Genomic DNA, 18,046 nt, shown 5'->3' with positions numbered 1-18,046 from the left:
TGCTTACGCGCCCACATCAATCGAAAACAGCGAATCTCTCATCTGTTCACTGGCTAGCTCATCCATCGCGAGACGCCGCAACAGGACATGGTGGAGGTACTCGCGCTTGTGGTTTCGTAGCCAGAGAATTTCCGCCGCTGGATCACTGTTACGCCACTCACCTCCGAGACAGGCTCGCAACGCTGCAAAAGCCTCACGCCCTACACCGGACATGTTCATCCGGGTCAGGTCATCATGGCCCGGAGGCCGCGCATAGGCAGCAAGCGCTGCCGCGAGAATTTCCACCAATTGCTCACGGTATGATCGGGCGGCTAGTTGCCAGAACTCATTTTCAAGTTCAGCCTAATCAAATCGCGGCTACCACAGACTCCATTCGAGCCAAATTTTCGGCCAAACCGAATCTCAGCGCCACCCCTGCAATGGGTGGGATGAGCCAGTTGCCCCTGACCGCTCTCATAGGATGCCCACAGAATGCTCGTACAACTTGATCTCAATCACAATGATCGAGACGCCCTACTTCGTCACTGCCAGACATTCCGTCCAGACACGGGCGATGCACGAGAGGATGCCCGCTTAGCGGACGCACTCGATGCACTTGAGGAGGCGCTGGAGCTCCCTGTGGTCGCGCAGAGGGAGGTGCGAGGAAAGGCGAAGTGATTGGCCCAGCGGCCACAACGGCTCAGTGTTGTCCGAAACAGGAATGCCCCGGACGGACTACACCGTACTCAAGTAACCGCGTTACCTTGTTTTTTGATTCCAAAAGGAAAAGCAATTCGGCCTGTCGGCCTTAAGGAGCGACTCCCCATAGCCCCTGCCGGGGCTGATTCCATGTGAGCTTCAGCACCGTGGCAAACGCCAGAATCGAAGCAGCGAAAGCGTTCAAGGCAAGTGGCAACACCTTTCAGAACCCGTGCCCGGCTTCAGTAAAACAGCGTCGGTGGGGTCGCTGCTTTTGCTTTGTTATCAAATAGAAGAACTCCGTCTCGCTTGAAGTTTTTCAAGAGGGGGGGTGGTACTTTTTTTCGGATATGGCCATATCGTGTGATGCCCATCACAAATTTCTGACAATCCACTCCGGTTTTATCGCTTCAGTCGCTGAGCGAAAGCGCCATTTCTTCCTGCTGAACCGCATCGAAATGCCCTGAGCTTGGCATCCGCCCAATCCCACAGGACATCGCCGATGGTCGTCAAACCCAACCTTGGCCCTCATGCCGGAGCAGCGCAGAACAACCTCTCGTTCACCCGGGCGTTCAACCGGATCATGCTTGCACCTGGGCGCCAGTACATTACCCTCGGAGGCGTCCCCTTCACAGCTAGAGCGCGGCTGACACAGCGTGGCGTCCATGAGGGAGAGCCCGTGATCGTCTTCTACAGTGGTGGCCGTGAGAAAGCGCGCAGCTACGCATGCTGCTGGAGCCTCCAAACCAACTGCAACAGCACCCATATCAACACGTACACAGCGGCACTCTGACACCGCAGTTAGGGAGCAGCCTGCTTTCCCCATCTGATCAACCTCCCACAGGCGCAGGGTGGCACCGACCACGCCAGAGGTTGAAAGGCTTGTATCCAGAGCTAGCAGAGCTGCCTGACTCAGTGCTTGAGGGCCGCTGCAGAACGACGGTACTCCTCAGCAATAGCCTCGATACGCTCGGGGCGAATAACGCCATCCCCTTCTCCAGCAGCCACCATGTCGAAGATTGCGTGGATAAGCTCGTCACTATCTGGGATGTCGATCTCGATGTTTCGACAGAACAGTGAGCGAATGCGCTGACCTTTAACGATCTGACGCACAAGGATCTCGAAGCGATGCCCTTCAGGCATTTGGAACTGCTTGAGGTTGGGCGGAAGCTGCTCACGCTCCCCAGGATGCATGGGCCGCATGCGATGAGTACGATCTTTGTTTCGCTCGAACCAAGCAGCGTCGTCAGATTTCCAGGGGGTGTCAGTGAGTGAAATGGCCGTAGGCTTGGTGACTACGCCACCTTTGCGCATCACGTCTTTCGTCATGGCATCGATGGCATCAACACCTGAGCGCATGCGATCAACAGCGGCGAAAACATCTGGGGCAGGCATCTGCCCGCCCGGCGCTTGCTCCAGCACGCTCACGATGGCGTCCGTGTTCTGGTTGATATAAACCCCAGACCCCATGACCGTTTCGAGTTTGCGGACACAGCAGTTCGACGTCAGCACAACCTCACCATTAGGCAGTAGGCCGCCGAAGGTCTGAGCGTTGTGGGTCAGCGGTGCGCGACACACACCACAATTGTCCCCATCCTTGCGCAAGATCTTTGGAAACTCTTTTTCATAGCGACGCCGGGCGGTGCGATTCATATCAGGGTCTCGTGGCCGAAATTGTCGAAATCCAACTCACTGTAGACCACCTTCATACACCAGCGCAGAACGGTCATTGCTGGCCTGAGACACCCACCACAACTGGAATGCCGGATCGGCTGAAGCGGCAACAAGCCGTCCAGTCCTGCAAGGCAGCTGGGCTCACGCAACGCCAGACAGCAGCCCAGCTCCAACTCGCCAAATCGACCGTTGCTGATCTCTGGAACGACTAACACTCCACTTGCGCGCGATTGCTGGACATAAACCGGCCCCGGAAACGCCCTCCCTTCCAGCGCGAATAATGGCACTGTAGAATCACCCCCGGAAGAGGCAGGTTCTTCCTCTCGCTCGCGCGAGGGTGGTTCTGATAATGAACGGTTTCGACCGTTGAGCGCACGCTCACTGATCCTCTAGGGGATGTTCAAATGTACTCAAATCCTCCTGCCTTCTTCCCCCTATTGCTGAGGAGAGATGCGGGTGAAGGATAAGGTCTGGTTTACCTACAAGTCGCGCATCCAGGCACATAAACGCCTGGAGTGGTTAGACTTTCATTCTCAGATGCTCCTTGTCTGGTATGCCATACTCAGTACGACCCTTGGCGTGCTGACCATCCGCTACTCTCACATCATTGGCCCTGACACTGATGTCATGGCTGCCGTGCTTTCTGTTGCATTGCTCGGTGTGTCCCTCGCTGTGACCAACCGCGACTTCCGAGGTCGGGCCATGGCGATGCGCAACAATTACCTGCAGCTGCAGAACCTCTACAACGTATTGGTTGCTGAGGAAGCTGCGAAGATCCCACCGACGCCGACCCAGATAAGCAAGTACGGCGACCTTCTCGCGGAATGCGAAAATCACCGTGAGATCGATGACCGTGTCGCTCGGGTTTTCGCCAGCAACCTCAACAGTCGCCTACCAACCAAATATGAAAAAACGTATGCCATCTGCTGGCTCGGTATTCGCCTGATCGTCACCACGGCGCTCTACGCCTTGCCGCTGATCGTGGGCCTGTACGCCTGGGTAAGCAAATGAGCGCTGCGCGTAGTTTCAACAAGCATTTTTCCCGAAAGCCGCTGCTCCGGATCTACACCGACAAGATCAAGATGTCGGGCGCCATAGGGCTTGATCGTACGCGGCCCGCGAAGCTGGACGATAACCTGAGCGAGGAGCTCGACCTCATCATTCAGAAGGCTCATGAGGGCACCTACCGATTCACCGCGTACAAAGAGAAGTTGATCCTCAAGGGCGCCACTTCCAACCCTCGACAGATCTCGATTCCAACGGCCAGAGACAGGATCGTGTTGCGAGCGTTGTGCGATAGCCTCGCGGAGGTGTTCCCCGCAGCAAAGCTATCGCTGCCTCAGGAGGTCATCGATGACCTGAGGGCCGGGCTGGAGTCGGGCAAATACGCAGAATATGCGAAGATCGATCTGAAGAATTTCTACCCATCGATCCCGCACTCCCTGATCAGGTCGACGATCTGGAAGAAGGTGCGCAAGCCACAATTCAGGCACCTGATCGAATCTGCGATCACCACGCCAACCGTGCCCGAATCCAAGGGCCGAAAGGACACGCCCGACCCAACGCTCGGCGTACCTCAGGGCTTGGCGATATCCAACCTGCTGGCTGAGATCGCGCTGCAGGACATCGATGCAACGTTCAAGGCCCGTCGGAGCATCTGGTACAAGCGCTATGTCGACGACATCCTGATTTTGGCGCCGAAGGGCAAGGCCAAACGCGTGGCCGATGAGCTCATCACGGCCTTGAAAGACCTCGGACTTTCTCCCCATGACTTCGGCCCTGACTCTAAGTCTAAGGTGGCGGATCTCACTGAACCTTTCAGCTTTCTGGGATACCAGGTCGATGGCGACCAAATCATGATTCGCCGTGAGAGCATCCACCGGTTCGAATCTTCACTCGCGAAGATCTTCACCGCCTACCGGCACAGGGTAACGGGCCCGCAAACTAACAAAGACCGGCAGCGCGCCAGGGCCTACTGTGAATGGAAAGTCAACCTGCGGATCACTGGCTGCTTTTTTGACGGCAAACGACGAGGCTGGGCCTCTTACTTCTCTCAGATCACCTCGACGACACAACTGCGATCTGTCAATCACACCATCCGCAAGCTCACCCAGCGCTTCTCCCTGGAAGGAAAGATCCAAACGAAGTCACTCATCAAGACCTTCTATGAGCTGAAGCGAGGCAAACCCGAGAGTCACTCCTACATCCCAAATCTGGATAATCTCGACCTCGACCAGAAAAGGTCGCTGCTGGCGATTTGGATCGGCAATGAAGCGTGGGGAATGCCTGATGCCCGCGCTGAGCGGCTCTTTGAGATCAAAGTCACCAAGGCTGTTCGGGAGCTTGAAGAGGATATCGCTCAAACCTCCTGACCCCCCAATGCAATCATCCATCTCATGAGCAATTAGGCAAACACGTTGCTGATGGTTTGATAGCCCTGTTGAATGTTAGGTGCCAGCTGTATCCATGCAAGCGCCCGCTTCGTGAGCTTTCTCCGACACCCGATGTTTAACTACGTCTATGCGCGATGCTGACAAGTGCACACCAGCTTTTTCGTCTACTGCCTGATCTGAAGCTACAGGCGAGCCCGAAGAAAGCATTCTGACCGACAGATCCTGAGTGAGATCTTTCGGCCACGATGACATTTTGAAAACGGCTGGCCGGGAACAGATCACTCGCAGCGGCTTCTGGGATGATGGCGCACCGTTAGGATCATCGGTCTGGAGTGGCACCTCGTCTTCGTAAACGATAGCGACATACCACGAGCTCTCTTCCGAACCCGTCCTCGGGGAAAATCGAAGATTAAATCGAACCGAAATGTCGATTTCTTTAGGGAGGGTTACCAGCACGGCATCACTGAGATCAGTCATAAAGGAGTCAGAGGAGAGAACAACCCAAGCTCTTGGTGAGTCACGCTGGCCTGAGTTTCTCAGAACGACGGTAGCTGCATATCTCTTTTCTTCAGTCTGTAGATATGAAATTTGCCTTACCTCAGCAACAGCCGTCTCTCCCGACAAAACTGAAACCGAGGGATGGCCCAAGGCTATCTGATCGTTATAGACCTTCTGGGCGAATGCTTGCGATGCCGAGGACACTTTGTTTGCCGTCAGCGCAGCATCCCAGGTGTAGAAAGCTGCAACCGTAGATCCAGCTGCTGCAACAAGCGAGAGCAAGCCTAGAGCGCCTGGTTTCGATACGAGGTTTCCGAAAAAACGAGCGAAACAGATGACGCCGTCACGCACTTCTTCCCATAACAATCGACACTGCCAACGAATAGACATAAATCTGCTCAAGATAAAGATGGTGAAGCTTTATCGTCTCCGGCGAAGAAGTCTTAAGCCTCTGCGTAAGGACGCTTAAATTCGCTAGATCAGATGAGAACGATCGAAATTGGCTCGGTGGTGATCGATTTGGAAACGCTTGAGATCGTCGATGAATTACAGCGTTCGTCCGCCCTCTAATCAATCCCGAACTCAGCGACTTTTGTAAGCAGCTGACACCCATTCAGCAAGCAGACGTGAATGCACCAGGCCCTTATGATGATGCGGCAAATGCTCAGTTAGGCTACCGTCCTAGGGCATGAATTAAACAAGGGAGATCCGCACAATGCGTTATGCAAATTCAGTGATGACGACTTACTACGATGGCCTCGCAGGGTGTGAAGAAGAGCCTTGCGTGGTGATCATTCGGGATAAAGAAATCGTGGTCGAATACCTGCGAAAGGGCCGTCCCTCAACGTATCGGGGGGAGCTAGAGGGCGAGCAATACCATCTGCATTACTTTCCCCAGATCGAAGGTTTTGTCGGAGAAGCCTACCTCAGTCGACCCGAAGGGAATTTGCTGGATGGCACATGGAACGAGTTTGAAAACGGCTCAAGAGGTGGAGGCACTTGGGACATCGAATTGAACGAGTGAGCTGTAAGAGATCGATAATCACCTCCCTGATGATTGTGGCTATGCAGTGTTCCGGGCTATAGGCGATTCGTTGTGGTCATCGACCAAGGTGGTGCGATTAATCTCAACAACCTACGAACAAGGTTTCCTATCCATGAGCATCGAAGCAAAGCTCCTTCACCTTCAAGCCATCCAAAACATCCTCGCGCCATACCGCTATCTATATTGCGTAGACCTCGAGGCAACCTGTGATGACGTTGGCGATTCGGAATCCCCGAGGCCGCTCCCGGTCGTCCCTGATCAGATGGAAACGATCGAAATCGGCCTGGTGGTAATTGATCTGGAAACGCTTAAGGTCGTCGACGAGTTTCAGCGGTTCGTCCGCCCTCGGATCAATCCCTTCCTCACCGACTTCTGCAAGCAGCTGACATCCATTCAACAAGCGGACGTGGGAGTGCAGGAACCTATGAGGATGTTAGCCAGGAGCTAGGAACCTTTATTGCGCGATATCCAAACGCTGCTTGGGCATCTTGGGGTGACTATGATGCAAGGCAGCTTGAGCGAGACGCAGGGATTGCTGCCTGCCCTTCCCTACTCGAAGGCCTGCCCCATTTCAATGCCAGGAAATGGCATGCAGGCTTGTATGACAATCGACCGAAATCACTAAAGCAAACGTTAGAGTCGCTGGGCTTGGTTTGGTAGAGTACCTATCATCGAGGGATAGACGATGCTCGAAGTGTCGCTGTGATCGTAATGGAGATGCTCGCCTGAAGCAGTGAGCCGGGCTTTGCCCGAAGGAGCGATGTTTTTAAACATCTCAGCTGCGAAGAGCCGGAGGCAACGGTAGGTCTGATAGCCACGCAAGTTTTAAGAAAGTCCCAGCATTGCAATCCATGTCTCGACCACTACGAAAACAAATCCCAGAGGTTCGCGGCAGCGGGGCTTTTAGTTTCGCCTCTACCCCTGCATAGCGGCGAACGTGGCGCGCAAATACCAGTGGTCTTCAGGTTTTTACTAACACTATAGATAAGGGATTTGGGCAGCGAAGCATGGGATAAATTTCACTTAGGACGGCAACAGTTCGCCTGATGACCTCAAACCAGAACGCCTTCCTCCAGTTGCCCGATTCAATCCAATACAGCTTGCGTTGCCACCCGCATCCGCAGCATCTTGAGTGGACGCTTCGAGCCGAGCCCTCTCGCCGGCGAGCTCATCCATTCAACTGCTGCTAAACAATCGTCTTCAAACATGACAACGGCGCGCTCGAAGACTGCTAACAACGCCACCAGACGGTCGCTTTTTACGGCGTTGAACCTTCCTGTTCCGACCTACGGATCAACGTATGCTCGGCTGATTACGTGAGCCAGGGCAATTGGCCCGAAGGAGCGGTCTCTCCATTTGCGTCGTCTCACAGCTTAGCTATGGGCAAATGATGAGTAGAACGCGGAATGATCCCCTATCTCACCACCCGCGAAGTCTACTTGGTGCTCCTCGGCGAATGCAGGATCTACCCACTCCAAAACAATTTAATGGCAAGACGCCATGATTATTTTGATTTACAATCCCCCGCCCTTTGAACTCTGCTTCGACCTTGGTGGCTACACTCCTGGCAGGATACATTGATCAGAAAACTTAACAACATTTAGTATAAGAACAGTTTATGAAACGGACTTTATTAGCAGCATTCGCCCTTTCGCTTACCACTCTCTCACTCGAATCATTAAGTGCCGAAGAGCTCAATTCAAATGAATGCATCGATACGACTTACGAAATTGTAGCAGGTAGCGAAGCTATCACTCGCACTTGCGGTGAGTATCAGACGATATCAGTCTACATCCCTGCGAAAACTGCGATTCTATCGGTTCATGAAATTCAAAAAAAAGGGACTGCAAAACAGACTTATAGCCCGCTCGCAGTGAAGAATACGATCTTGATCGCAAGCGGTGGTTTCTTTGGCTATCGATCAGATGGGCATGAAAAGCCTATCGGTTTAATCAGAGCTAACAATAAACGCCTTGTACGCATGCTTGACTGGGATCACGGCGGTGTCCTCGTATCTGATAAGAAGGGCAACATAAAAATAATCCCAGCACAGAATCGCTCCCAAGCAGGTGCGTGGTCGGAAGCAATACAGTCGAAACCAATTATAATTAACAGCGGAATGGTCGATGTAAACAAGAACCTTAGAGACTCAGAGTTTAATCGAGTAGCTATCGGCTACACCCTAGATGGAGACATCTTGGTTGTAGGTACATTCCATTCATTCGGCCAAGCGGCAACATTAGTAGACTTCGCTAAAATCTTCAAAAATGAAGCGGAACGGCGAGAACTCAAGATACACCGTGCACTAGCGATGGATGGAGGTGCGGGTGCTCAGATCTACATTCCGTCAAAAAACCTTTCATTCGGGGATTCAGGACGCTCCTATTTTCCGAACGCCGTGCGCCTAGATGCTACGAACGGTGTAAAGCGGCAATGAAAGAATTTCTCGATTTGATCCCTAAAAAATACAAAGCGATGGCTTTGTGTGTATTCGGAATAGCTTTATTCAGCGGCTGGTGCATTACAAATGGCAATGAGTTAAAAAATGTTTGGGCATCTTTTCAGAATCCAGATGCCAAAGTAATGCTAGATTCTACCGAACACGCGCTAAATCTCGGTGGCGCTACCGATCTAACAATACAGATATACCCAGTCGGCATCCAAAAACTACCTCAGGGCACAATTTCCATATCATCATCTTCCGACGCCATGAAAGTAATTCCGGTGCAACATTCAGATGTAGAGAGCATTGAAGGCTCTAAGACGATAAGTAATTTAAAGATTCGGGCGATCAAAGCATCAGATGATCCAATTACTATCTACGCAACTTACCGTACAGGTGAATTAACAAAAAAATCGAATGTTTTATCGATCAAAATACTGCCTAAACCCGTTGAGCTTAAGCCGCACTTTGATATTACAGACACAAAAAGAGTAGTATTATCCGGCACTTGGGAAACGGTACTTGGCGCAGACTCAGGAGAGCTGCGGCTTAGGCAGAGTGAGGGGAAGATTTCCGGATCCTACAGTTTTCCTTCTTATAAATGGCCCTCTGGAAAAATCGAAGGCATAACTGACGGTAATACCTATCGGATAAAACTGTTTGTTCCATATAAAAAAGTCGAGGAAAGACTCTGGCTGGCAGGGGACTACGTGCTGCATAAAGAGAGTGGAAGTATTCAAATGCACGGATGCGCCTATCACTTGCGGAGAATGTCCGACCAGCGCGCACAGGTCGGTAGCCAAGGAATAGACTGCTCTATTTCCGTGAAAATTCCTGGCTGGAAGACGTTACAGGCGGATAGCTTTATGGCGACAGCTAGCTTTGATTTCGAAACCGCAGAGTAGAAAAAGTCAAGCAAATACTGGTCGGAAAAAGTAGGCGACTTACGCGGGGTAACAATCACGACTGTAGCCCCGCGAGAAGTCCCTTATGCGCCAATAGATTCAGGCTCATTAGCTAGAACCGGTTGTTGATCAAGAATCCAACGTAAGGGAAAGCAACCAACCTGACCTGATAGCTAGAACAGCAAGGTACTGCTTTGCCGCGTCCAAGAAGCTAAGAACGTTCTTTTGGGGGTTGTTGAGCTTCACGGATCGCTAGGTGTATCTGGGCTTCCCGTCTCATCTCTTCGCTAAATGCTTGGGCCCTGTCATATTCGTCTTTTGACTCCTTTTCCAGCCGGCGATGCAGAACGGGACAGTAAATCCATTCACTGTCAGACGGGTTACGATGAAGTGGCGCCACCATCAACACGAAGAACACGCTCAAAGCCAGCCATACTGGAGTGCTTGACCACTGCTCTTCAATCCAGCCGACAATCGAAATCGCATCCCCGATTCCCGACCAGTAAAAATTTAGACTAGCGAGAGCTAAGGTACTGAAAGCGTAAAGCTGAATCCTATACAGCTCGGCATTCTGCGAAGCTCTTTCCTGTTGATAGCGGTCGTAGATCCCGATAAGAAATTCGCTTTGAGTTTCATGGGCCTCCTCACGGATTTCCCGGGGCCGCACGCAGTCAGTACGCCGAGTCCATCTTACTTGGGACTGCTCAGGCCTTGTAGAGACTAGAGCGCGTACAAGTGTCGCTTCGAGATTTTTTAGAATATCGACCGCTGCTTCGTATACCGACACTGTTAGGGGATACAGCAACGTGAATACCAGCGATAGCAGACCGGAAAAGCAAACGAACGCAACCAAAAGCTTGATGCCTAGAGCGAAATCCGTTTTGAGCTCCACCTTCTGTATCCCAACAATACCTGCGCCAGAGAAGTGCACCATGATTGAGTCGAAAAGAAGCAGAAAGCTGGTGATCAGAAGAAAAAACTTAACCTTGCTAGCGCTCTCCAACATTGAGAAAAACTTATCTTTAGCGAGGTCTTCCGAAGCTGACATCCTGATTCTCCTAAGAATTTGAAAATGCGATGTTATTTTTTTCGGGACAGAGGGGTGGCGAGGGTCGTGCCTCTCTTCTTCCGTATGGCAAGATTCGAACACGACTCAGTCTTCACCTTTGGCACTGGAGAGACAGAGTAGGCCGACTCCATGCGAACCACACTGCCTGTGACGAAAGCGATATGATTGTCCCATTAATCAGTTGTCGACGCTGCGGCTGCACGCCGCAAGTTCTTCGACTTGCACGCGACCAACAAAAGCCAGATCGCCGAAAAAGCGCTGCACTACATTGCCGCTTTGTACGAAGTGGAGCGAGAAGTTCGCGAACTGGAACCAGGTGACCGGCAGCGAATACGGCGAGAAAAAGCATCCCCAATCATTGACGTACTTCATGCTTGGATGATCGCCCAGAGGCAGCTTGTGCCTGAGGGGTCGGCCATTGCCAAAGGCCCTTGATTACAGCCTCAAACGCTGGATAGCGCTAACGCGCTATCTCGATGACGTTGCTGTGCCCATCGATAACAATTGGTGCGAGAATCAGATTCGGCCGTGGGCTCTTGGCCGCTCGAATTGGTTGTTCGCAGGCTCGCTACGCAGTGGTAAACGTGCCGCAGCGATCATGAGTTTGATCCAGTCTGCGCGGCTCAATGGGCATGCTCCGTATGCATACCTGAAGGATGTCCTTACACGCCTGCCGACGCAACGGGCGAGTGAGATCGCCGAGCTTCTGCCGCATAAGTGGAATCCTATCGAAGCGACTATTTTCCAAGCGTCTAATTTTTAGGAGAGAACCATAAAGGCGTTATCAATTGTACGGCCCAGTGGAGGCCGAATCGCTTCTGGCAAGAAAATCCTCGAAGTCCGTCGTTGGCATCCAGACTTAGATCCTTCCGAGGATCTCCTAATTGTGGAAAATGGGCGTTTTCTCCATAACGATGGGGACGAAGACGATAACGGTACTGCCGTCGCAATTGTGCGCGTGAAAACCGTGCGCCCTCATCCTCGCTGACATGCAAGCGGCCTGTGCAAGCTATTTTGAGGATGGCTGGCTCGCATGGGAGTTGAGTGACGTAAGGCCAGTCACACACCCTGTGACCCTCCGTGCGGCACGGGGTATCTACGAGGTAGATTTCCTACTCCCAGACAGACGCTGAACATTGAGCAAGATGTGTTGGGCAGACGCTTACTCACATACGTCACCTCCTTTGCGTTAGAGCTGCAGACACAACTAGCCCCTCTATGATGCTCATCAAATCAAAGCGCAGGCGATTGATTGTTCTGTTTCCAAGCCCTAGGAGTCACACCTTCGGTTCGCACGAATGTTCGACAGAAGTGAGACTGGTCAGAGAAGCCACACTACCGACGCAGCGGGCAAGTGAGATTACGGAGTTGCTGCCGCAAAACTGGCAGCAGCCCACATCACGCTATGGGTAGAGAGCGCCTCAGAGTTTCAAGATCTTGTGTGGGTATAATGAAGCTTTGCAAAAACAGCATGTTACCGTTTGAAAGCTGCCATTCGTAGAAATCTGAAAAGTCTCCTATGGCCAGTGCTCTGACTACTTTTGCAACGAAGCCGTGTGCTACAAGCAAAACAGTTTTGGAGGGATATTTCGATTCCAGCTCAGCTAAACCGTCTCGTACTCGTTTCACAACGTCAGAGATCGACTCACCATCGGTCGGCCCAGCATCCCAAAGTCGAGTGATGTTCTGCGACCAGAGTTGCGGATAGCGCTTCTTGGCATCGCCTTGGGTCAACCCCTCGAAAACGCCGACATCCCGCTCTTTGAAGCAGTCCATTATTTCAGGCGAGAGCTTGAGGCGTTCGTTCAGAATACTCGCGGTTTGTACCGCCCTGAGGCGTGGAGAAACGACAAGTACATCAAGGCTTGCGGGCAATTGCTCGCAAAGCGTTTGAGCTTGCTGGCGGCCCAGCGCGGTAAGTTCTGGATCAAGAGATCCAAGGTATCGATGTTCGGCATTAGCCCAGGTTTCACCATGCCGCACGATGTATAAATGCATGAAATCCGTCTCAGCGAAATATAAGAGATAGATTGTACCTTTTCATCGCCGGTGAACACACCAAGACCGGATTTTGGGACAGGTGTATTCCCCAGACGTTTACGAATCACCAAGGCCGCTCGCAGTCGTTCCGGATCAAATGGAAACGATCGAAATCGGCTTGGTGGTGATCGATCTGGAAACGCTTGAGATCGTCGATGAGTTCCAGCGTTTCGTTCGCCCTCAGATCAATCCCATCCTCACCGACTTCTGCAAAACGCTTACATCCATTCAACAAGCGGACGTGGACAGTGCACGCACCTATGCGGAGGTTGGCCAGGAACTGAAAGTTTTCATTGCCCGATATCCAAATGCTGCTTGGGCATCTTGGGGTGACTACGATGCAAGGCAGCTAGAGCGTGATGCTGGATTAGCTGAGTGCCCTTCCCTGCTCTCCGGTCTGCAGCACTTCAACGTCAGAAAATGGCATAAAGGCCTATACGATGATCAGCCGAAAAGTTTGAAGCTAACGGTCGAGTCGTTAGGCCTAGTTTGGCAAGGAACTTATCATTGGGGTATCGACGATGCGAGAAATGTGGCCTCGATCGTGAAGGAAATGCTCGACTATAAACGAGCCGGGCCTTGGGCCCGAAGATGCGACTGCCCTTCACAGGCGCCGCAGACAGAACGAATCATTCACTGATGATCTGCGCAGTTGAGCAGTTGCCATTTCACCGAATAATCGGCGCCTCAATGAAGCGATCAGCAGACCCCATGTAGGTGGCTAGGTCGACGATCTGTCGAAGGGCAATGACTACCTCAAGTTTCTGGGCATCGTCGGGCAGCCCTATCCGTTTTAGCATCGCCTTTGCGTCTTCCTCAATCGCCGCTAGCGCATCGATATCGCTTTGCAACCTCATGTCGGCCTCCTGCCAGTGTGAGTCAGAAATAGATAGCCGACTTCTTCGTGTCACGCCAGCTGACACATGCTCCGCTTCCGAGATGTACATGGCAACCGCCCTCGCCGTCTATGCCTCGATTTGCAAACAAACCAATCGCCGTTTTGTGTTTCCCGGATCAAAGGTGTAGTGGAACAGCCTCACCGACATGACGCGTACCCGGCAGTTGGCAAAACAAAATCTGTAAACGGCCACCCGCCGGCTGCGGCCAAACCAGGCATTCAATGTTACCAATGACGATGTATTTCGCTGGAAATGGATGTGGGGCCGAATCGCCGAATGCTTCGAGTTGTCTGCTACCAATTATCCTGCGTCACGGCTCGCCTCTCCCGAAAAAATGGCAGGTGACCAGGACGTATGGACGCAGATAGTTCGCGGAGAGCGGCTCGATAGAAGCCGACATCAGTCGCCTGATATCCCCTAAGGCATACCGAAGCCGACCTTGATCGCCCCATCGAAGTTGTCGGGGATATGTCGAAAAGCCCCATTATGGGCTTCAATACATACTTGGCGACCGATCAGGCTTATGCGATGTGTTTGACAAACTACGTGAGAAGCGGTTGAAACCCTAGGTCGTGCCAGTGCAGATAATCCCGGATGATTCCAAGGAAAGGAAAAGAAAAATGGCAGGCGAATATTCGTTATCAGACGTGCTGGAAAGGATGTACCAAAATCAGCTCGCCCTAGAGGCGGCTCTGTTGGAGTTAACGCTCCATGTCGAAGCCCAAGGGAACGCTGAGGTTGGGGAGAATGTTCGCGGCGCTTTATGGGCGATTGGTGAGAACGCCGGGCACATCAAACAGGGTTTAGCCCGGCTTAAACAGCTCCCATGAGTCAGACGCTCTTCGATCTTGATCTCAAATGCGTTTCGTTTGAGCATTACATAACTGGATAAGCAGCCATCAACTTCCCTTACCCTGAAAGCACTACTGGTGGGTGGCATTTTCTATCCCACTTCGACCCAGAGGCAGGAGTGCCAAAGGTGTCTCTAGCCGGTATTCACTACCCAGATACCGCCGACTTTTTTGATGGCGCCGGAATCATCGGCGTAACCGAAGAGCTCGCAAAGCGTGGCTGGTCTGTAGACGGTAGAAAATTGTTCATGACGATCACTACCGAGCCACAGCGGACATGATCATCAGATGGGCTCTCAGCGAGACTGAGTATTGCAACATTGAAGTCTCCCATTGGTTCCCTACCCACGCAGACCGACAGCAACTCCTCGCGCTTTTGAGCTCAGGAAAACAGAGACTATACGAGCTAGGTCGCCTGCAAAGGCTGGAAGTGTGGCTAAGCTCTCAGTAGCCAGCAAGCTGAGTTGGCTAAGCAGGCACTAGAGCGTAGGTTCCGAATGTGAGCAAAGGATATGCGCAAGAAATCCCAGTCATGGTTTTTCCCGCTTCTTATTTTGTTCGTCGTGCTTTGGGCGATAGGCAAAAAGGAAAACCCTTCAACCCAAGCCCAGCCAAGTGCCGTCACCACGCCGACCTCACTCGCCTCACCTACAGCTATTGCATCCCCTACACCGCCCTCGCCAATCGAACTATACGTGAGCGCGGACAAACTCAACATCAGGGATCAACCTAGTGGAAAGGTGATATCCAAGCTGCAGCGTGGAGCGAAGGTTCAGGTCTACGAAAAAGCGAATGATTGGGTTCGGATAAGCATCGACGGCCAGCCTGCTCGATGGTTATCGTCCAAAAACCTTTGCAGCGGATCGAACTGCTTCGCCAAAGCCCAGCCAAGACCCGTACCGACCGCACCACAACCTGCGTACAAACCTAGCCGTGAATTCAGTTCATCCTGCCCCTGCTCGTCTGGCAACGTCTGCATAGGCCCACGAGGTGGCAGATACTGCATCACATCAGGAGGGAAAAAGCGTTACGGCGTTTGAATGCCGAAATCTTTGCTCCATCCAACGTGTGGTGTGATGTCGAAATTGGCCAGTGCTGTCTTGCTGAGCGTCACTTCAACTATTTTGGAGACAATCCACGAGGCGGTCTGGAGCGGAGCTCAAAGTCATCCCATTGCTCTGCTGGTCGCTGTTCTCCGCACATAACACAGACATAAACATCGCTTAACAACCCTAGGTAATACCCCTTCCTAATATAGGGATGGGTGCACCTTTTCTTCTTTTGTTTCGGATCAGTTGCAGGCCTCATCTGCGCACCACCTTCTTTCCAACAAGTCCGTAAGGATGAGCGACTCGTGCGGAGGGATTAAAAAAGCCCGTACAGTGTACGGGCAACAGGAGGAGTTACATGAGCAGCCTGCAATGCCGTGGCAGGCCTATTTGTAGGAAGGCGTCGTGATGAAGGACGTTTCATTTATTTCGACATGATGGGTGTGCGTCAGACAGACGGTTTCTGAAGCACTCAGGCGTGGGTGGGCTTGGGGTGGGACGTGATGCACTGGTTTGGTCTACTGGTCGGTACCACCACGTGACAACATCACGGAAGCCTTCGCCCCGCTCTCTTCACAGCGACCGATGAGCTCAGAGCGGAAGCAGACGCGCGATAAATTGCGTGGCGTTCATTTGACCCGCCCATCGAGAAAATCGACTTAAGCTTTTTTTTACCACGCTTTTGGACAGATCGGCGAACACCTTTGCAAGCCATACGAGCCAAAGCACTACCTCACTTGCCGTATGCAATCGCTGGCCAATGGGAACTGAGGCGTCGCTCCGTCCGGATAATCTAAAATTCCTGAACTGTTCTCCCACCAAAGCCATCCACTGCATTACACACCCATGATGGAGCGAATGAAAATGGCTACGCGACAAGAAAATCTACTCGACTGGCTGCGCGACGCGCACGCAATGGAGCAACAGGCGGAAAACATGCTCAAGGCTCAGTCTAAGCGGTTGGAGCACTACCCTGAACTAAAAGCTCGGATCGATCAGCACATCGAAGAAACCCTTGGCCAACAGAAATTGATCGACGAGTGCCTCTCACGTCTTGGTGGTAGCTCTTCAACTATTAAAGACATGACGGGCAAGATCATGGCCTTCGGACAAGCAGCCGGCGGCTCGTTGATGAGCGACGAAGTGGTTAAGGGGGCAATGGCTGGCTACGTCTTTGAAAACGTAGAAATAGCGACTTACACGGTTCTGATCGCAGCCGCACAAGCGGCGGGTGACGTTGAAACCCAAGCTGCGTGCGAGCAGATCCTTCCCCAAGAGATTGCTATGGCCGAATGGTTACTTGAACATTTACCACAAATCACGGAAGCATTTCTGGTTCGCTCAGAGGATCCTAACCTGGAAGCAAAAAAATAAACTGACTGCGCAGTCATCAGAACTGCGCACTCGGTTCAAATTCTTATTGAACTCTTGAGCCCATACCGTTGGTCTTGAATAGCAGCACCAAAAAGTAATTTCTACGTTCGCTACACCTCACAACTTATGCACGCGCTATCGCCCGCAGTGGCAAGCGCGCCTAAAGCCGAGTCTGAGGAAAATCAAAATGTTCTTACACAACAAGCGACTTCAGTACACCGTTCGTGTGGCAGAGCCTAATCCGGGCCTGGCCAACCTGCTCCTTGAGCAATTCGGTGGCGCTAACGGCGAACTTGCTGCGGCGGCGCGGTATTTCACCCAAGCGTTGGCGGAAGAAGATCCAGGTCGTAAAGACCTTTTGATGGACATTGCGACAGAAGAATTAAGCCACCTGGAAATTGTGGGCTCGATCATTGTCATGCTCAACCGAGGCGCCAAAGGTCAGCTTGCAGAGGGCGTCCAAGAAGAAGGTGAGCTCTACCGTGCCATCAACGGCAACGGCAACGACTCGCACATCACCAGTCTGCTGTACGGCGCTGGTGCTCCCCTTGTGAACTCTGCCGGTGTGCCTTGGACGGCGGCATACGTCGATTCAATCACAGAGCCTACCGCCGATTTCCGTTCAAACATTGCGGCGGAAGCGCGCGCAAAAATCCTATACGAGCGCCTGATTAACGTCACCGACGATCCGGGCGTTAAAGAAGCACTAGGCTTTCTTATGACGCGAGAAATCGCCCATCAACAATCGTTCGAGAAAGCTCTGCACTCGATCCAGCCGAACTTTCCGCAAGGCAAACTTCCGGTCATGCCCGAGTTCACCAACAAGTATTTCAACATGTCGGGCGAGCCGAACGTACGCGGCCCATGGAACCAGGGCGGTGCTTGGGAATACGTGGAAAATCCTGAGCCGGCGGTCGACGGAGGCGATGGGCTGGCGACGGTCAGTCTGCCTGCCGAGGATGTAGAAGTCTTGGAAGCGATGAAGGCCCGCACGGCCTCTGATCCGCTCAGTGAACCCGTCACGGGCGCCGACCTTGGGTCGGGGTATGTTCAAGGCAAAGACGCCTAACTCTGTACAGCGGCCCCACACCGGGGCCGCCACAACCTCAGATGGCCAAAATGAAAAAC

General features: G+C 52.4%; 19 protein-coding genes and 2 pseudogenes. 13 read left to right on the top strand and 8 right to left on the bottom strand.

The genetic code is table 11. The annotated features are described in order from the left end of the window. Nucleotides 1-3 precede the first annotated feature (3 nt). Both PF1751_RS12690 and PF1751_RS12675 read right to left on the bottom strand, forming a co-directional pair. Complete coding sequence (locus tag PF1751_RS12690; RefSeq protein WP_193387813.1) at nucleotides 4-285, bottom strand: hypothetical protein; 282 nt, start codon at nucleotides 283-285, stop codon at nucleotides 4-6. A 1,305-nt stretch (nucleotides 286-1,590) separates the two neighbouring features. Beyond that, nucleotides 1,591-2,331, bottom strand: coding sequence for a hypothetical protein (locus tag PF1751_RS12675; protein ID WP_044287111.1), 741 nt, complete (start codon nucleotides 2,329-2,331; stop codon nucleotides 1,591-1,593). A 471-nt stretch (nucleotides 2,332-2,802) separates the two neighbouring features. On the opposite strand from PF1751_RS12675, the gene PF1751_RS12670 reads away from it, so the two are divergent. Next, entirely contained in the window at nucleotides 2,803-3,363 is a 561-nt protein-coding gene (locus tag PF1751_RS12670; RefSeq protein WP_044287110.1) for an SLATT domain-containing protein, read from the top strand. After that, a complete protein-coding gene (locus PF1751_RS12665) occupies nucleotides 3,360-4,724 on the top strand; it encodes an RNA-directed DNA polymerase (RefSeq protein WP_044287109.1) in 1,365 nt (454 codons plus the stop codon). Before PF1751_RS12670 ends, PF1751_RS12665 begins: the two co-directional genes overlap by 4 nt. Nucleotides 4,725-4,799: 75 nt before the next feature. On the opposite strand, the gene PF1751_RS28385 is transcribed toward PF1751_RS12665, so the two are convergent. Then, nucleotides 4,800-5,633, bottom strand: a complete 834-nt coding sequence (locus tag PF1751_RS28385) for a hypothetical protein (protein WP_080923203.1) — start codon at nucleotides 5,631-5,633, stop codon at nucleotides 4,800-4,802. 325 nt (nucleotides 5,634-5,958) lie between these two features. Here PF1751_RS28385 and PF1751_RS12660 point away from each other — a divergent pair, with 325 nt between their 5' ends. Both PF1751_RS12660 and PF1751_RS29460 read left to right on the top strand, forming a co-directional pair. After that, nucleotides 5,959-6,267, top strand: a complete 309-nt coding sequence (locus PF1751_RS12660; protein WP_044287108.1) for a hypothetical protein — start codon at nucleotides 5,959-5,961, stop codon at nucleotides 6,265-6,267. A gap of 133 nt (nucleotides 6,268-6,400) precedes the next feature. Continuing rightward, a complete protein-coding gene (locus tag PF1751_RS29460) occupies nucleotides 6,401-6,736 on the top strand; it encodes a 3'-5' exonuclease (protein ID WP_226994547.1) in 336 nt (111 codons plus the stop codon). 637 nt (nucleotides 6,737-7,373) lie between these two features. Here the strand turns inward: PF1751_RS29460 and PF1751_RS28380 are convergent. Then, complete coding sequence (locus tag PF1751_RS28380; RefSeq protein WP_080923239.1) at nucleotides 7,374-7,496, bottom strand: antitoxin Xre/MbcA/ParS toxin-binding domain-containing protein; 123 nt, start codon at nucleotides 7,494-7,496, stop codon at nucleotides 7,374-7,376. Nucleotides 7,497-7,906: 410 nt separating this feature from the next. Between PF1751_RS28380 and PF1751_RS12650 the strand changes: the two genes are divergently transcribed. Next, nucleotides 7,907-8,725, top strand: coding sequence for a phosphodiester glycosidase family protein (locus tag PF1751_RS12650; RefSeq protein ID WP_052806509.1), 819 nt, complete (start codon nucleotides 7,907-7,909; stop codon nucleotides 8,723-8,725). Then, nucleotides 8,722-9,636: a hypothetical protein gene (locus PF1751_RS12645; RefSeq protein WP_044287106.1), complete on the top strand. Its 915-nt coding sequence runs from the start codon at nucleotides 8,722-8,724 to the stop codon at nucleotides 9,634-9,636. Before PF1751_RS12650 ends, PF1751_RS12645 begins: the two co-directional genes overlap by 4 nt. Nucleotides 9,637-9,847: 211 nt before the next feature. On the opposite strand, the gene PF1751_RS12640 is transcribed toward PF1751_RS12645, so the two are convergent. Further along, nucleotides 9,848-10,684: a hypothetical protein gene (locus PF1751_RS12640; RefSeq protein ID WP_044287105.1), complete on the bottom strand. Its 837-nt coding sequence runs from the start codon at nucleotides 10,682-10,684 to the stop codon at nucleotides 9,848-9,850. 213 nt (nucleotides 10,685-10,897) lie between these two features. Here PF1751_RS12640 and PF1751_RS12635 point away from each other — a divergent pair. Both PF1751_RS12635 and PF1751_RS29455 read left to right on the top strand, forming a co-directional pair. Then, a pseudogene (locus PF1751_RS12635) lies at nucleotides 10,898-11,468 on the top strand (IS66 family transposase); the annotation flags it as partial. 9 nt (nucleotides 11,469-11,477) lie between these two features. Continuing rightward, on the top strand, nucleotides 11,478-11,693 hold the full coding sequence (locus PF1751_RS29455) for an ASCH domain-containing protein (RefSeq protein ID WP_226994556.1): 216 nt from the start codon (nucleotides 11,478-11,480) through the stop codon (nucleotides 11,691-11,693). Nucleotides 11,694-11,938: 245 nt separating this feature from the next. On the opposite strand, the pseudogene PF1751_RS29725 reads toward PF1751_RS29455, so the two are convergent. Together PF1751_RS29725 and PF1751_RS28365 are read right to left on the bottom strand one after the other, a co-directional pair. Continuing rightward, nucleotides 11,939-12,034, bottom strand: a pseudogene (locus PF1751_RS29725) (helix-turn-helix domain-containing protein); the annotation flags it as partial. 69 nt (nucleotides 12,035-12,103) lie between these two features. Continuing rightward, entirely contained in the window at nucleotides 12,104-12,703 is a 600-nt protein-coding gene (locus PF1751_RS28365) for a histidine phosphatase family protein (protein WP_080923202.1), read from the bottom strand. A 139-nt stretch (nucleotides 12,704-12,842) separates the two neighbouring features. On the opposite strand from PF1751_RS28365, the gene PF1751_RS12625 reads away from it, so the two are divergent. Continuing rightward, nucleotides 12,843-13,385: a 3'-5' exonuclease gene (locus PF1751_RS12625; protein ID WP_080923201.1), complete on the top strand. Its 543-nt coding sequence runs from the start codon at nucleotides 12,843-12,845 to the stop codon at nucleotides 13,383-13,385. 28 nt (nucleotides 13,386-13,413) lie between these two features. Here PF1751_RS12625 and PF1751_RS12620 read toward each other — a convergent pair whose 3' ends face one another. After that, complete coding sequence (locus PF1751_RS12620) at nucleotides 13,414-13,602, bottom strand: hypothetical protein (protein WP_044287103.1); 189 nt, start codon at nucleotides 13,600-13,602, stop codon at nucleotides 13,414-13,416. 662 nt (nucleotides 13,603-14,264) lie between these two features. On the opposite strand from PF1751_RS12620, the gene PF1751_RS12615 reads away from it, so the two are divergent. The 4 genes from PF1751_RS12615 to PF1751_RS12600 all read left to right on the top strand — a co-directional run bounded on the left by PF1751_RS12615 (nucleotide 14,265) and on the right by PF1751_RS12600 (nucleotide 17,987). Then, entirely contained in the window at nucleotides 14,265-14,474 is a 210-nt protein-coding gene (locus tag PF1751_RS12615) for a hypothetical protein (protein ID WP_044287102.1), read from the top strand. A 533-nt stretch (nucleotides 14,475-15,007) separates the two neighbouring features. Beyond that, nucleotides 15,008-15,535: an SH3 domain-containing protein gene (locus PF1751_RS28360; RefSeq protein WP_080923200.1), complete on the top strand. Its 528-nt coding sequence runs from the start codon at nucleotides 15,008-15,010 to the stop codon at nucleotides 15,533-15,535. Between the two features lie 873 nt (nucleotides 15,536-16,408). Then, nucleotides 16,409-16,918 carry a ferritin-like domain-containing protein gene (locus PF1751_RS12605; RefSeq protein WP_044287101.1) on the top strand — a complete coding sequence of 170 codons (510 nt, stop codon included), beginning with the start codon at nucleotides 16,409-16,411 and terminating at the stop codon, nucleotides 16,916-16,918. 187 nt (nucleotides 16,919-17,105) lie between these two features. Further along, nucleotides 17,106-17,987, top strand: coding sequence for a manganese catalase family protein (locus PF1751_RS12600; RefSeq protein ID WP_044287099.1), 882 nt, complete (start codon nucleotides 17,106-17,108; stop codon nucleotides 17,985-17,987). The last annotated feature ends 59 nt before the right edge of the window (nucleotides 17,988-18,046 follow it).

Origin of the sequence: Pseudomonas simiae (genome assembly GCF_000934565.1) — a bacterium.
In the GTDB taxonomy this organism is placed as follows: domain Bacteria; phylum Pseudomonadota; class Gammaproteobacteria; order Pseudomonadales; family Pseudomonadaceae; genus Aquipseudomonas; species Aquipseudomonas simiae.
This window is presented reverse-complemented; position numbering and strand designations above follow the sequence as displayed.